The sequence below is a fragment of the Yersinia sp. IP36721 genome, from assembly GCF_003634395.1.
Taxonomy (GTDB): domain Bacteria; phylum Pseudomonadota; class Gammaproteobacteria; order Enterobacterales; family Enterobacteriaceae; genus Yersinia; species Yersinia entomophaga.
In genome coordinates, this window is record NZ_QCZL01000043.1 from 1 (window position 1) to 15,899 (window position 15,899).

Below are 15,899 nucleotides of genomic sequence, written 5' to 3' on the forward strand. Positions count from 1 at the left end.
GCCGGAAGAATATCGGCTGATGGCTGAGAAACCGGAAATCTCAAAAAGTGTGTGGAACTAAAGCTGGGATACTTACAGTCAGTACAAACTAGAAATGATATGTGATGACAATAAAAATGTGATGGATGCACATTGGTCTAACAATATGTTTAACCAATCATCAACTGAGATATTTGAATATCTAACTAAAGACGTTCAAATTAGCGTCATAGAACACTCAATCTATAAAGAAATAGAAGAATTCATAAAAGAGAAGGAACGCTACAATAAAAGTTTTTTTGATTCTCAATTTATTGTTGGAGTATCCTGCCACAAGTCAAAATCAAATCACCTCTTTGAAATAAAAATGGATTTTACTGACGAATCACCAACGCTAATAACCAAAGAAATAAATATTTCTGAAATAGCATCGGTAGGTATTTCTAGGTATGAATACAAATTTGAAGAGATATTTAAAGATAAATCTCTTAGTGTCGATAATGCCATATTGAAATTTATGTGTGAATCTATTGATGATAATAAAGAAGTTGATCTTCGCGAAATAGGATATCCATTTTTTTAAAAAAATTCGATCAATTTAAAGAGCGAAGAAATATGCAAAATTCTAAAAAAAAAACACTTAAAATTAATCTTAGATGGCTTGCCATACTAATGAATAATTCCTCTAATTCACCTTGATATAATTGGTTGTTCTAATCACTTCCCACAGTTTAGGATTGTGCGGGAAGTAGCTTTATGTTGTCCAACAGAAATGGAAAACAACACAAAGTCTATATCTTCACGAAAATAGATAAAATCAATCTTCATAAAAACAACCCACGTCACCCAACAATTTATACATTTCCCACCCTTTATAGTCACTTCAATAATTTTTTAAAGCTGAAGTTTTTTTGGCATCAGATACAGATCATAGCTGACGACACAGAGTAAATTTTTACTGTTTTTATACTCGGTGATTGTCTCATCGCGATACTAGCAACGTCCGCTTCTGGTTGAATCGCTCTGCGCCGATTTTGGGAAGACTCAAAAAACCGGAAAACTCAAAAAATACGTGGAACTAGAACGGGTTAGTTTGCATACTGTACAAAGGTTTGAGGACAACAGATTTTTGAACAAAAATAAAAATTAAGGTAAATAAATGGCAATGAATCCAATTGTTAAAGCGCAGCTCAAGACGTTTAAAGAAATGAACCCCAATGAAACGTTGAGCGAATCTGACCTTTTCGAGGTAATGTCAATATTTTCATTGGAAAATGGTATCCTTGGAGAGAACATAGACCCCTTCAGGGCTCATCTAAAAGGATCAGAGTTTGGTATTGATGGAGTTGTTATTTCCATTCAGGGAACACTTTGTACTGATATTGACGAGGCTGCAGAAATCCTATCTTCAGGCAAGAACCACACTTCGGACTTTCATTTCTTTCAGTCGAAAACATCGGACAACCTAGACTATGGCGACATCTCAAAATTTCTCGATGCGGTATATGACTTTTTTACGACTCAAAGCCTAGTCAAAGGTGCGCAATTAGAGAGCCTTATCGAAGTAAAAGACGAGATCTATGGAAAAGCGACTAAAACGAGTCCTTCGCTGAGGTGCTACTACTGCACTACAGGGTCCGGTCATGTTTCTGACGTCATACAACAATTAATTGAAACGAACAAAACTCGCTTAAGCCAATTAAATATATTTGACAACATTCATGTCGAGTGTATAGGTGCCAAAGTTATTCAAAATGGGTTTCGCTCAGCTACAAATTCATCATCAGCAAAACTAACCTTCCCAAAAGCGGTAACTATGCCAAGCCACGAAAAAGTTGATGAGGCTTACATCGGGTATGTTCCTGCGTCAGAGATATTAGCAATTACACTTGGAGAGCCAGACCAAGAGGGAGTTAGTCATATAAATAGATCTCTATTTTACGACAATGTTAGAGACTTCAATCCAGACTCCGAAATAAATAAGTCAATCATTTCGGAATTAGAATCGGGGGGTAATTCTTCTTTTGTTTTTAAAAATAACGGAATTACAGTCGTTTCAAAAAGTATAGATCGTAAAGGCGACATCTTTACCCTCGAAGACTATCAAATTGTAAATGGATGCCAAACCACGAATATTTTGGCACATATCAGAAATAAAGCCGAAGATATTTCGGTTCCATTGCGCTTAATTGGCTGTAGTGATACTGACTTTATTTCTAGCGTCATTATTGGCACAAACCGCCAAAACGAAGTTAGAGAAGATCAGTTTTGGGCGATGCGACCGTTTATGAAAGATTTAGAGGAATATTGCGCCTCCCAAAGCGGCGATGACCGCATATTCATTGAAAGACGAGATAATCAATATCGAGACATTTTGATTGAACGTACACGAATTCTTCGTCCTTCAGACTTAATGAAGGTTGCTGCTGCTATGTTCTTTTACCAACCGCATCGCGCCGCACGTGACCATAGAGGTATCCGTAAAGAGTTCTCAGGCAGAATTTTCTCGGAAGGTCACAATGTTGAACTTTACCACGTAGCTGCGCTTGCATTATATAAGTTTGATTACCTTGTACGCACGGCAAAAATTGATAGGTCGCGGGTTATTTTCAGGTTCTATGCCTTGTATGCTCTCGTAAAAAAACACTGGATAACGCCTGATATATTAGATGCGTCACCAAGAAACCAGAAAAAAGTTAAGGATGCTATCATTACTGTTTTGAATGATAATGATAATTTCGCATTTGAAATTGAGGAAGTTGCCAGTCATCTCGAAAAAATAATATCTGAGTCAGGTATAACTACTCGTGAAAAAATTCGAGATTTTATCAGAACAGAAAGTGTAGTAGATACGTTCACTCGTAAGCTATTTCCCAGGTAGAAGATCTGCTAACCGCAAAAAGGGTACGGGCAGTTATGAGTAAATAGCAGAAGCGCAACAGACACCCAACGGAACACAGCGCCGTTGGGTGTCCGCCGAATTGAGGCAGTTGTTAGCTATTCTACTTATACTTCACCATTATTGGCTTGTATATGACTTCCTTTATACAAGTACAGATGAACTTTCCCCCATCACTAGCGGACCGGCCTCCAGCTTCACTTGATCCCAATAGTGCTTGAGTAGATCAGCAAGTTCCTTTCCCCTTCGGTAAGTAAAATACAACTAATGCTCTCAATATCATATTCATCTTCAGGGTTCAGAATCTCCCTGAACTCGATCCGTAGCTTACCCACAATCTGACCTAATTACCCCTATGCAAGGTTGCAATCAAATTAGCAAGCCAAACCATCCATAACAAAACCACTTTACCCAATAGTTAATAAATCAGGGAGTTCTTTCAAACTCCCTTTCAATTTACTTATTAAAATAAGGATTCACCCTTTCCACCGCCTGCTGTACCAGTTTGTTCCTGGTCGCCATCATTTTGTCGATTCTATCTCTCTTCTGCTCCGAGGTAAGAATCCGGTCCCGGCTTACCATCTCAATCCGGGCATTCAGGGTTTTCACTTGTTGTTGAGTCGCATTACAGCATTGGCAAGATTGTCCTCTGTGCTACGGTATATTTCTGTTTGAGAGTGACCGCGATACTTGGGCATATCCCATTCCAGTAATACCGCGCTAAACCCCCCGCTGGCTTTGAAGTTTTTCGGCTGCGTGGGAAAAGCCGGAGCGGGGCCAGTGCCGCCATCACCCTGGGGCTTAAGCTGAAACTTACCGCCCGCACCCACGCGTAATTTCGCCAAATCCAGCCCAGCCAACTCCCCCCATGTCACTGCCCGATCTTTCCCATTCCCACGTTGGCCAGTGAGAATTTCAATGTTTTCGGATACGGCGGCAGAGTCTCGCCCGGCGCGAAAGGTTTTGCTGGTCATGCTGGCATTTCCAACATAGAGGTACTGAGGGTGATCCGCTCCACTTGTGCATAGCCCCAAACTTCCACCAACCATTTACGCCCCACAATTGGCGGTAATTTAAGCAATCCGTCAGTTAGGGATCCCGGTGGCAAAGACAGCACCGGAGCGCCATCGACCATCAAATTGACGCCTACCCGCTGCACGCTATCACTCATAATTCGCAGGCAGGAAAATGAGGTGCCCGCAGGAGCTAGATAAAGCTTACTACGCCATACCAGCGGTAACGGTGAGGCACTGGACTGAGAGATAAACAGTTTGTCGCCTTTTACGGTATAGAGCGTGTCAGATTCCAGATCGTTAAACGCAGTATCAAAAACCGAGGTGAGATGACGAATATCCATCGACTGCGGATCAAAAATAAATCCGGCGCGGTTACCCTTGGCGGTCTGGTAAATCGCCAGATACTCGCCCTCTACTTGCCAGGCTTTGATGCTTTCCGGGTTAAAGTGCTTACGCCACTGACGTGGCTCAATAATCTGTTCGGTAGCCACCAGCGCATTGCCTGAACCATCCACCGACACCAGTCCATTAGGCGAGGCATAGAGAGCGAAACCATCCATCGCCACCATACTGCGGCGACTTACGCAGGCTTGAACCAATGGCAATTTGATGTTGGTGATATTGGATGGCGAAATGCCGCTAAATAGATAAGGCAGCCCTTTAGTGCCCACCACCAGCCCCGCACCGATCGGCGCGATGGCAACAATGTCGTGCTCGGTAGTTTGCTTGTAACTTTCCGGCCAGGCATAGGGCAGAAATGCCTCGGAGAACATCACCTGATTACCGGCGAACCCCGCGGCAATACCGTTAGCCATTAGACATAGCCCGATCATTCCATCCGGCGGCATCAGGTAATTTTCAGTTTCCAGCACCGGCCCCAGTTCTTTATCCAGCGACAAGTCCTGATAAGTCAGTACGCCAACCGCCAGTTCAACCAACAGCAGGTAATCCGCCACGCCCCCACCGGACGCAGAGCGGTAAATGCGGCGACGAGTAATGTTGGAATGCTGGCTGCCCGGTGGCTGCAAAGTGAGATCGACGCTACTGCCGGGATAAACTATCGAAACTTCCTGCGATACCGGCCCCGGCGGCCCTTCTTCGCCATAATCAGTGACGTAGGTTTCCACATAAAAACGCGTATCGTCGTCGGTCGGGTCGTCTTCGCCATGATCTGCCGGCGGGTTAATCGACGTGACTTCAATGGGATTGCTTGGCGCAGGAATACCGAGCCGAAAACTGGCCGCAGGATAATTACCTCTGCCTTGGGTCGCAATGGCGGAACTGGTTACCTTGGGGTATTCGCCATCGGTAAAATACACCCGATCATATTTATCCTGAGCGATTGGGCTATGTATCGCATCCAACTGTCCGCGCCAGGCAAACCAGAAATTATCCCGGTAACGGAATATTGTCTCTGGTTTGAAGGCAAAGGTTTTTCCGCCGTCACCATCAGCCATCATTGGGGTAATTACGCCGTGGCGGAAGTGGCAATTACGGGCAACCGTGGCGGCTTGTTCAGGTAACAGATGTGCGACCGCACGCGGCATTTCACCACGCATGGTCGTGATATCAATAGCAGGCATAATGAGTGATTCCCGACAGGCATAAAAAAAGCCCCACTAAAAAGTGAGGCTTGGCATCTTTGGGTAATTTAGCGCGTTAATTACTTCGTATCAATGGTCTTTGACTTTTTCGCGTTCAAACGCTTGCCAGTATCATCAATCATCGACGGTGATAATGAGTAGGAATATTCATTTGGCATCCCTGCCACATATTGCAATTTTATTCTGATTCTTCAGTTTCAATTGCCGCCATCTCCAACCTTAAATCCACCCAACGCCCATGCGGAATATCCACCGGTTGGCCATCGCCGTAACCGTCCCGTTTATTCTGGGCAAATGGCGGTGAGTTGGGGTGTTCGCGGTGATAAGTGCGGATGGTGATAACACCAGATTCATCCACTTCCCGTTCTGCCCAGATGAGTGGCTGGCGGTTATCGTCGGTCGGTAATTCAATCTGCCAGCCTTCAAGAGCGAAACCTTGTGCGCCGGTAACCTGATAAACCCCTTCGCTAATACGTGTCGCCACTACGCCTTTCGCTTCGCCGTTTACCGCACCGGATCCGGCCTGTGTAAACCCCTCTGGCATACTGTAATAAGCCACATCATCGAACCGGGCGTTATCGAACAGGCGAATGATTGGTGAGGCTTGCTTGATAAAACCATTGGCATCGACAGTGGTGTTTCCAGTTGAATAGAATTTAAACCAACGCGACTGTGAGCCGGCTGCATTGCCTGATCGAATCCACAAATCACCAGACATGAAATTACCATTCACTAACTGAAACCACGTGTCCCCCCCGGATGCCATGTTTGATTGGAAGTTGACGAGGTTGCCATAGTAAGGCGCGCCGGAAAATCCCGCGAGAGTCTCGTTAAATTTAAACACCCCGCACGTGCTACCGCCCGAAAACGGAGTGTCCACGTGACCTATAATAGTTCTGGAGCGACGAAAAGCATCGGTACGAAAATACTCTGATAGGTTGCCACCCCAGATAGTACCGTTGACGTTTCCATCATTATAGAATGACCCCGTTTTACCGGGTACGCCGACTTCGTACCTATCCGCGAAAAACCTGTGGCAGTCATCTGTGTTATAAACAGAGAATGAAATTCTTGTTAGGTTTGGTGTATTCCCCCCGGCGTGACAGTGTAAAGCCCCAAGATGCCTGACGTTTTGTTCTGTCCATCTGATTGCTGTATAGGCTTGATAGGGACTTGGGCAATCAATGAGAAGATTCGTATGGCTACTGCGCCAGGATACAAAGCTATGACCTGTCTCTCCAGTGAAATGAACGTTGCCGCTCAATGAAACAACATTGCTGCTTAACGTTCCAGTCAAGCTCCCCCCACTTGTTGGTATTCCTGTGGCAGCGGTTAATAAAGTACCATTCTCTTTCGGTATGCGTAACAAACTCGTATTCGTGCTATAGGTATCTGAATACCCTATAAACCCTGACCCGTCACTCGCTTGCGTCATCACTAGGGACGCCACATCGCTATTTCCCGCAATGTTAGTATTCCGAATCGCCATTTTCGGATAGTAGCTCGTCGCTATTGTCGTGTTTCCGGTAAGCGTCCCGCCGGTTTTATCCAGTTTTCCCTCTGATGCCGCAGTAGCCCGATCCGCTTCTTGTTTGGCCGTCACCGCCGAACCCGCTGCCGCACCGGCTGAACCGGCCGCCTGCGTGGCACTGACCTGACTGCCACCGGCACTGTTGGCCGCGTTTTGGGCGCTGCCTGCTGCCTCGTCTTTTGCGGCTACCGCCGTTCCTGCTGCATTAGTGGCGGTACCGGCGCTGTTAGCCGCGTGGGTTTCACTGGCTTTGGCATTGCTGGCAGCCTGCACCGCTTCGCCGTGTTGTTGGGTAACTCTTTGCGCAGTTAGATCTACAGACCTTTTTACTTCCTGCGCCGTCGAAGCTCCCTGAACAGCGCGATCTGCATCAGCCTTAACTTGCCCTGCAACTTTATCCACTGCCTGCTGAGCAGCTCGGGTAGAGGCATCTTCTGCGGCGGTTGTGGCTGCTTGCTTTGCCTCATCACGATACTGGCGCGCATTGTTTTCAGATTGTGCACTGGCCTGTTGGCTGACGGTGGCAGCATCTTTACTTAGCGTGGCGCTGGCGGCACCCAGCGTTGCAGTTACGGCATCCCTTTCAGCTTGATCCCGATAAGCTTTAGCACTGGCAACCGCCTCGGCCAAGCCCGTGGCGTACTGCTGGGCAGCATCCCGTGACGCAGATGCACTACCGGCGGCGTCCGTTGCCCTTCCTTCCAATACCTTTACTGTGGACAGATCATTCGCCACCTGCTGCTGAATCTGACGGAAATACAAAATCACGTCCGGTGTAACTTCTGACTCCATAATCTGCTGCTTGAGCAATTGGTTAAGAGTACTGGGGCCGGTGGTGTCATCCAGAGTTATCGCACCATAGATATGGTTGCGCCCTTCGGCGGCAATACCAATGGAATAACTGCCGACGGCCAGCGTGATGCCATAGTGCCCTGCGCTATCGGTTTCCACCGTGGCAGAAAATCCATTGAGTACGCTCAGGCTATTAGCGATGGCCGTCAGGGTGATTTGTGCCTCGGAGATCGGGCGACCAGCCGGATCCATTAAAACGCCGGAAACAAGAATACTCACAGACCACCTCCCTGATATTGTGATTGCTTAAGCTGCTGGGCAAAGTTTTCCGCATTTTGTTTCACACCCAGTTGTTCGCCAAATGCCTGGTAATGCTGCATCGCCAGATTGAGATTAGCGCCCGCGTCACCGTCTTTGCTAAAGGCACGAAATAAGATCCAATCCACCAGAGGGTTAACGTAAAGCTCATCGATGGGAACGGGCGTGCGATCTTTCAGCGTGGAAATCATGACGGTCGGCGGGATGCGAGCGACAACCGCCTCAATTAACAGCACCTGCTCCGCACCGGGAAACAGGTAGTAAGTTTTCGGCGTCAATTCGTTATAGGTGTAACGCTCCACCGGCCCGATCATTTGGTGCCAGTCTGGATATTGGCTATCCAGCACATCGCGCGGTACCGGGCGCAATGCACGCCCGTCCTGCAATCTGACCATTTCAATCAACCGAATGGCACCATCAGGCAGTTGCTGGCGAGTACCGATAACGCTGGTCAATATCTCCGTTGTGGCACCCGCATCAGGCCGCGCCAGAATCACCGCCCGTATTGCGTCGTTGTAGTAATCGCACAGCTCCGCCAGTGGCCAGCGTAGCCAGGCGGTGTCCTTGAGCTGGGTATTAACCCGCCCAATAATCTCGGCAATGGTGATCATCAGTAGAACTCATGTTTGCGAGTGGGATTGCTAAAGGCAGTGATTGGGGAGTTATCCAGCGCCTCGCGAAACGCCCGCCGGTAGCCATCGACAAAACGAGTACCGAAATATTGCGAACGCTGCGGATCGGTCCACGGCTTGCCGGGCATCAGAAATAAATCCGCCAGCGCACCATTAGCGATTACATCGGCATAATCATCGACCAGCACATCGGGGATCTCGCTGACACTACGTTGCGGCTCGACGGCAAAATCCACCTGTACGTTGGTGAAGGTACGATGGAACGCTAGCTGGTTAGCTGATTTGACGGTGAAATCAATACCTGCTGTCAGCGGTGAACCAATTGTAGCGGCCTGGTCACTTAAATCTATTACACGTAACCGCTTGACGCATTTCACCCGCTCACTGTCGTTCAGCACATAGAGATCATTGGGTTGCACATTGCTAAAGGTCACTGACTCTCGGCAAAACAGAGATTCACGGCAGAAGGTAATAGCCGCCTCTAGAGCTGCCTGCTTCATCATGATATCCAGCGGCCCATTGATATGTTTACGGATGAGGGGCAGAAAAGCGTCAAGGGTAGCCATAATTATTCAGCCTCAACCTTGGCATTGATGGACTCGCGCACGCGCAGACGGAAGTCATCCACTTTTTCCTGCGCGCCCTGTTTGATGCCTAGATCTTCCGATTCCACCAGCGTCGCCAGTTGAACCGAGGTCATCTTGGCTAAATCCACCTCATCGCTACCAACCTTGACCACAAAGCTATTCAGCGCCGTCTGTTGGCGAAGGCCGTCCTCTTCAAGTGCTAACTGGTAAGCGCGATCCAATACGCTCTGCTGTTTGGCCTCCAGCAGCTTCTCTAGCTCATCATGGCGAACGAATACCGTTGGGAAATCCAGTAACTGATGCGCGATAGCGTTTTCAACCTCTACTGACTTCAAGCGGGGAAATACCAGGCGGCTACCGGTAATGGTGTCACGTTTTTTTTCTTTCGGGCCGATATAAACCACGGCGATTTTAGTTGGCATAGTTTGCTCCAAAAATAAAAAACCCGCCGAAGCGGGAATGGGGATTCAGGAAAATCAGTAGCCCTTGGCTACATAGTGGATGTTGACCACCAGCCGCCCGCTGGCTTTACCACCGGCAATAATGGCGGTGATTTTTTCCCCTGCGGCAACCGTGCTGTAAGGAACAATCGGCGTGTAATTAGCTACGGCGATATCGTGGGCGTTGGCCGCCAGCAGTTCAGTAGCGCCGCTTTTCACAGCAAGGGTAACGCCTGCTCCCAGCGCTTCGCTGACCACTGACAAGCCATAAATACAAATGCCAAGAGGCAACTCCAACAACTCAATCACCGTACCGTCATCGGCTTTATTTAAGATGATCTGGCCTTCCGCCAGCGAGAGATTACCCTGCGGCCCCTGATATACCGTGTCGCCCATAGACGGCGCTTTAATGCTGCTCATTAGATTTTCTCCAGACAAAAAGAAAGCAGGCCGAAGCCTGCCTGTTGGGGGGAATGAGTGAATTACTTACTCAGCGTGACGGCGGAATCCACGACCATGACGCCGTGATCGTTGATGCGACCGTCTTTCTGCTGGAAGCGGATCTTCTTCAAACCGTTAATCCAGCGCACGGAAACCTCGGTGCTGTTACCGTGATCGACTTTTTCCTCGTTATAACCAAAGAAACCGCCGCCATCGCCGGTACCGTAGGCGTTCGCCAGTGCCTGGCCGCCCAACAACATGGCGCGATCGATGGTGGTGCTTGCGGTAACAATTCGGGTAGTGGCCGCCGCATCGTTATTGGATACCAACACGTTGGAACCCTGATTAAAGCGGATCGGCATACCGCCATATTTCCGTACCAAAACGTTACGCCACATAGCGCATTCGCCTTTGAACAACGGATGGTCGAAACCTTTGGATCGTTGCATGGCGCGGGTCATCATGGATTGCCAATCTTTGCCTGTGGTCGAGGTGTACCAGTCATTCCATTGGCGCGGGGTGACATACAAAACAAAATACGGGTCTTCGTTGGCTAACTCATCTTTGGACATCCGCACCGGTTGCAGCGGATGAGCCATTTCATCCAGAAACAGCGCCATATTGTCCACGGTGCCGAGGGAGAACAGATCCGCTGCGTCCAGCGTTTCCAGTGAAGTGGCATCACCGGCAAAGAAATGGCGATCATAAGTCGGCGGCGTTACATCATTGATCATGATTTTGCCGAACTCACCATGGTTGGACAGCGGCAGAATGGTGTCATCGGCGATGAAATCCCCACGCGCCCCCGCCAGATGCACGGTGGCGCTCTGGTCTTGCAGATCATTGAAGTAAGTACCCAGCAAGGTGCGGGCGGTTTTGTTGAGGTTATGCTTAAAGCGCTGCTCGGACATTTTACCGCCAGCATCCACCAGATGCCGTCCCTGATTAATCTTCAGGGCGAAATTGGCAAAGGCCAGATTCTCGCCGCGACCTGCCAGATTTTCATCGCCCATCGTCGGGCGCTTAGACAACTTGTGGACGATCTGCATATCCACTTCGTCACCCTTCTGTTTTTGCAGATCGGTGATACGTACTACTGGCGCGGTGTAGCTGGTTTGCGTGGTGCCTTTTTTATCCGGGCTGACAACCTTTGGCGCTTCCTGCTGTTCGGTTAAAACGTTAACAAAAGAGCGGTTACGGTTGGCAGCCGTAAACAGCGCGACCTGCATCAGCTTATTCGCCTGGGCAGAGGTGATTGTAGTCATAGGAACTCCATAAACGAGAAAACCCGCCGTAGCGGGTCGAGAATTAAGTGTGTGGGTTTATCAGAGCGCTTGCTCTAACAACGCCTCGATTTGTGCATCGGTCATGCCAGCAAACATGGCTTGTAGCTGATCCGGCGATGCATTAGCGGCTTGTTCTAATGGTGAACCTGTATGAGACGTTGTTACCCCGAGATCTGATGGTGAAGCCGGTACTTGAGTCGCCACAGTTGCAGCCGCCAGTTTCTCGGCAGCAATCCGTTGCACATCCGCGGTGGTCTGCGTGGCCGCAGTGGGAGCAGTAACCTGCTCTTGTTGAACCAGCTCGACCGATTCACCGTAGGCGGCCTTGGTGCGTTTCGCCACTTCTGCAAAGCGCTCAGTTAAAGGTTTGTCTTTCCATGCAGGATCATTTTGCAGCGTGCTATCAATGTGTACCGCCAGTGTGAAGCGGTCAGGATCTTGATCCTGCCATGACTTCAGATCAGGCACCGCATTCATGGCATCTGCAACCGGATTGGCATCGCGCTCTATTACGGCAGACGCAGGTTCCCCTTGCAGGTAATCAATTTTCTGTGCCACGGTGTCCAGCACTGCCGCTACTTCAGGAAAGTTTTCGCGGATAGAATCAATTTGCTGCGGGGTAATCTGCGCTTTCTCCGGTAATGGCACCGGCTGCATCCCCGCAGAGTTGATCTGCCGAGTCAGTACTTCCAGTCGGCGTTTAGCCTCAACTAACTCAGTTGCCGCCTGCTGATTGGTACCGGCCAAACGCTGTTTTTCTGCCCGCTCTGCCACCAGCACATCGTATGGAATAACGTGCTGACCGTCTTTACTGAGAATACCTTTTGGCTTCTCAGTGCCTTCAGTTGTTGTCGCTTGTGTTGTCGCTATAGCTTCCGTGGCCTGTGCTGCGGCAGTCGCGCCCGGCGTCAGCTCGTCTTTCTTATCGCCCGTATTTACTGCTGTTGCATTGGTATCGTCAGTAACAACAGCGGGAGTAGTAGTCACTGCCGCCGTCTGTGTTACATCAGAAATATCCACATCGCCAAAGCCATCGATCATTGCTTCCAACTGTTCTGGCGTTTCGTTACCTGTTAATTCAATGTCCACGTTATGACTCCTGCATGACTATTTACCGGATAGATCCGAATGAGAAAGGCGTATCGCTGCCCATGCGAATAAGCACTCTTGGGTAAGAGCGCTCAGCAGCATCAACGGCGGGATAGATATAAAAAAGCCCACACAAGGTGGGCAGGTAACTCGGCAGGCCAATACTTGAATGCCAGAAAGCAAAAAGCCCCGCGATTAGGCGAGGCTTAATTTGATGCTAAGTAATGCATCTTTCGGGAATTTAGCGCGTATTAACCGGCCACGCAATAGCTATAGTGGTAATTGGTCTATTTGACCTTGAATAGTTTGCATCATCTCATGGTGCAATGCGCCTATTTCTTGAGTGACATTCTCCATCTCCTGCAATACCTGCCCGGTTTTCGCCTGGGTAAAAGCATCATTGAAGCGCTGGCCATTTGCCAATGTGGATTCCCTCTCAGCTTGAGCGTTAATACGTTTGGCTTCAGCTTCCAATCGGTCTACCTTGGCCACCAGCTCACGCATTGCCAGTTCTTGCTGTTGCTGCTGTAACTGTTGCTCTTGCTGCGCGACCTGCTGTTCTTCTGGTGTCATATCTTCCGGGGCTTTCGGCGTACCCAGCGCACCACGAATACGTTCGATAAACTGCTGCTTATTTGGCAGATCTAATAATTCCACCCACATATCCAGCACGCTGACCTGAATCTGCGGCGGCAGGCCCACTATTACCTCAGACAATCGCTGTGCCAGTTGGGATTTATACGCTGGCGTCTGCTGAATTGGAGCCAAAGCTATATGAGCGCGCAATCGCGACACGTCGTTATTCATCCCACCCGATTCACCTGTCACATTCAGCTCGACCTGTTTGCGCCGCTGCGGATCTTCCCGGTTAATCACTACCGGATAATTACGGCGCTGGCTCAAATCTTCTAATAAGTAACTCAGTAATAATTGTCCGACCTGCTGGCAAGCAAACTGATAGTTATCGTTAATCTCTGCCAACGTGGTCGCGCCCTGCTCTACCAAGTTGCTGATTGCCACCCCACTGGATGCATTCGAGTCTTGTCCAAGGAACGCAGAGTAAACAACCAGACCATCTTGAATCAACTTCATGGATTCTTGCATCACCTGAAACTGCTGCTGTGCAACTTGGAAGTCTTGCTGGATATTTAACGCATCGGCGGCTGTGGTTTTATTGGCGCGATTAGGGTTGAGATTAATCACCCCATCCGGGCGTTCAATTTCTTCCGCCAACTGTTTATCTGTCATATTGGTGGCGTCAGCATCTTTGATAACTCGCTTGGCTTGCAATAGCCAGGTTAGTTTGATGCGGCGGAAATTCACTTCATCTTGTGCTGGAATAGCACGACAGGCCAATCCATAAGGTGCGCCGGTCTTATCCTTGCGATATCCCCAAAACGGGATCAGCGGAAACATGCCTTGCGGTGCGGTACAGGGGCGATCGGTAATAAAATGCGGCCCGACAAACCAGGCTTCCCGAATACGGTTTACCCTTGCCATGGTGATTTGTACCCGACCGCTAGCGACGGCGACCGCGTGCATGACGTTATTCTTATCAAACAGCACCACCCTCCCGTTACTAAGCTGCATTACCGGCAAGCGCTGATAAGTGCGGTAGTAGATCACCTGCAACATCACCCGTTTGCGGTTACTGCTGATCCATTCGGTACTTTCCCGGCTCCATGATTGATATTCGTCATAAGCGCCGATCAGTTCAGATTCCTGACCGGCTGCCAGATCCGTATCGACAAAGCCTTTCCAATCATTGAGAGAATGGTCTATCACCTCTGCTTTGCCCGGAAAATTACTTTTGACTTCATCCACATCCAACCAACGCTTGCGCATCAACCAACGACAATCACTGAGATCCGCCTCGCGGCTGAACCAGTCAAAGAACACTTCGTTGCGGTGAACGGTCGAGACTTTGAATTTATTGCCAAAGGGATCGCTATTGCGGCGCACTTCCACCCATGACAAACCCGCTTTGATTTGTTCGGCATAGGCATCGCTACGGGCTTTGTTCAGACCGCTTAACCGACAAGCATCGGAAAACTCGGCGTTAACCGCTTCGGCCAACTGTTCCATTTCTTCGTTGGGATCGTCAGCTATCACCATTAAATCGGTGCGCGTCTTGGCTTCCATGCCCAACACGCCATCAATGGTTGGCGCTATCAGATTGTGCATAGTCAGCGGCTGCCCGCGCTCCCGCAGCTTGGCTACCACCTCCGGCGCTAACTGATCACCATCGTAATAGGCGCAAGCAGTATTGGCATTAGTGCGCCAGTCCGGTTGGTGATCGATATCTGACGAGATTTCTAATAGACGTTGCAGAGTAAAACGGTCATGGTTTTCTGGCTGAGAGCCTGTGGCTTCAGCGCTTTGGGTGGAAATAGTCATCAGATAGCCATCCAGTGTTTAGGTTTAGAGCGGTCAATAAGGGTAACTTTCGGGCGGGCTGGCATACGGGCACGCATTTCCTGAGCAATGGCATAGCTCATTACCTGGTCATCGAAGCAACCGGTTTGCGCATTCATACGGCCCCGCGTGTCATAAACGTAGGTGTTCAATTCGTTGATAGTGCCGATCCAGCGAATACCCGAGACTTTTTCACGTAGCAGTGTTTTAAAGCCCTCGACGATCACCGGTTTGCTTTGTGCTGTCGTTAGCCAGCCAAGCTTTGGTGTTTCATCATCATGATCACGGTCGAGGTATTGCTCTGAGTAGATAGAACGGTGTGGGTAAACTTCCCGCAGTTTCTGCAATACAGCGTGGCCGTGGTTGTTTCGTTCTGGACCGATAAATGCCGTGTTGTACCATTTGCCAACATGGGCTAGAAGTTGAGCGAACAATTCAGCATCCAGATAGCCGAACCAGTGGGCGACCTGTTCCCCGGTAGACTTTTTCACCACATCAAATGATGATCGGTCGCCATTTTCCAAACCCTCAGCCACATCACCACCGATAGCATAATCCTCATCCGGATCCGGCAGTTCCCATACCAACAAGTGATTAAGTAACGTGCGTTGAAGTTCCTCTGCATTACCAGCACGCAACGCCTGAACTTTGGTTCGTTTGCCGGTAACTGGCTCCATGTCGTACACCAGTAATGGTGGCTTACACTTACTCTCAGCCTTCATCACGCTAATGGCAGGGAATACACGGCGGCCAGAGGTCAGGAATGCTTCGCTCGGTGTGCTGGGAAACTCCTTGAATAGACCCGGGTTTCGTAGACACTTTTTTGCCTCATAATGGAGGCTCAATGAAGGAGTGTTTATGTCAGCCAAA

Annotated in this window: 12 protein-coding genes and 1 pseudogene; 2 read left to right on the top strand and 11 right to left on the bottom strand. The window is 49.0% G+C overall.

Annotated features, from left to right (window positions below):
• Positions 1–118 precede the first annotated feature (118 nt).
• Both DBA33_RS19565 and DBA33_RS19575 read left to right on the top strand, forming a co-directional pair.
• Positions 119–562, top strand: a complete 444-nt coding sequence (locus DBA33_RS19565) for a hypothetical protein (protein ID WP_162975249.1) — start codon at positions 119–121, stop codon at positions 560–562.
• A gap of 576 nt (positions 563–1,138) precedes the next feature.
• A complete protein-coding gene (locus DBA33_RS19575; protein ID WP_120807046.1) occupies positions 1,139–2,860 on the top strand; it encodes an AIPR family protein in 1,722 nt (573 codons plus the stop codon).
• Between the two features lie 623 nt (positions 2,861–3,483).
• Here the strand turns inward: DBA33_RS19575 and DBA33_RS19585 are convergent.
• The 11 genes and pseudogenes from DBA33_RS19585 to DBA33_RS19635 form a co-directional block, all read right to left on the bottom strand.
• A complete protein-coding gene (locus DBA33_RS19585; protein WP_205582790.1) occupies positions 3,484–3,852 on the bottom strand; it encodes a hypothetical protein in 369 nt (122 codons plus the stop codon).
• The gene (locus tag DBA33_RS19590) at positions 3,849–5,477 is read right to left on the bottom strand and encodes a hypothetical protein (RefSeq protein ID WP_120807048.1); all 1,629 of its coding nucleotides are present in this window, start codon (positions 5,475–5,477) and stop codon (positions 3,849–3,851) included. The genes DBA33_RS19585 and DBA33_RS19590 overlap by 4 nt, the downstream gene beginning before the upstream one ends.
• 199 nt (positions 5,478–5,676) lie before the next feature.
• Complete coding sequence (locus tag DBA33_RS19595; RefSeq protein WP_120807049.1) at positions 5,677–8,100, bottom strand: prophage tail fiber N-terminal domain-containing protein; 2,424 nt, start codon at positions 8,098–8,100, stop codon at positions 5,677–5,679.
• A complete protein-coding gene (locus DBA33_RS19600; protein ID WP_096823443.1) occupies positions 8,097–8,750 on the bottom strand; it encodes a DUF6682 family protein in 654 nt (217 codons plus the stop codon). Before DBA33_RS19600 ends, DBA33_RS19595 begins: the two co-directional genes overlap by 4 nt.
• Complete coding sequence (locus tag DBA33_RS19605) at positions 8,750–9,337, bottom strand: hypothetical protein (protein WP_120807050.1); 588 nt, start codon at positions 9,335–9,337, stop codon at positions 8,750–8,752. Before DBA33_RS19605 ends, DBA33_RS19600 begins: the two co-directional genes overlap by 1 nt.
• Positions 9,338–9,339: 2 nt before the next feature.
• The gene (locus DBA33_RS19610; RefSeq protein ID WP_038245291.1) at positions 9,340–9,780 is read right to left on the bottom strand and encodes a hypothetical protein; all 441 of its coding nucleotides are present in this window, start codon (positions 9,778–9,780) and stop codon (positions 9,340–9,342) included.
• Between the two features lie 54 nt (positions 9,781–9,834).
• Positions 9,835–10,218 (bottom strand): hypothetical protein, encoded by a 384-nt coding sequence (locus tag DBA33_RS19615; RefSeq protein ID WP_096823445.1) that lies wholly within the window; start codon positions 10,216–10,218, stop codon positions 9,835–9,837.
• 62 nt (positions 10,219–10,280) lie between these two features.
• Positions 10,281–11,504, bottom strand: a complete 1,224-nt coding sequence (locus tag DBA33_RS19620) for a N4-gp56 family major capsid protein (protein ID WP_120807051.1) — start codon at positions 11,502–11,504, stop codon at positions 10,281–10,283.
• Positions 11,505–11,564: 60 nt separating this feature from the next.
• Complete coding sequence (locus DBA33_RS19625; protein ID WP_120807052.1) at positions 11,565–12,614, bottom strand: hypothetical protein; 1,050 nt, start codon at positions 12,612–12,614, stop codon at positions 11,565–11,567.
• A gap of 270 nt (positions 12,615–12,884) precedes the next feature.
• Complete coding sequence (locus tag DBA33_RS19630) at positions 12,885–15,011, bottom strand: portal protein (RefSeq protein WP_120807053.1); 2,127 nt, start codon at positions 15,009–15,011, stop codon at positions 12,885–12,887.
• A pseudogene (locus DBA33_RS19635) lies at positions 15,011–15,829 on the bottom strand (terminase); the annotation flags it as partial. The gene DBA33_RS19630 and the pseudogene DBA33_RS19635, both read right to left, overlap by 1 nt.
• Positions 15,830–15,899 lie beyond the last annotated feature (70 nt).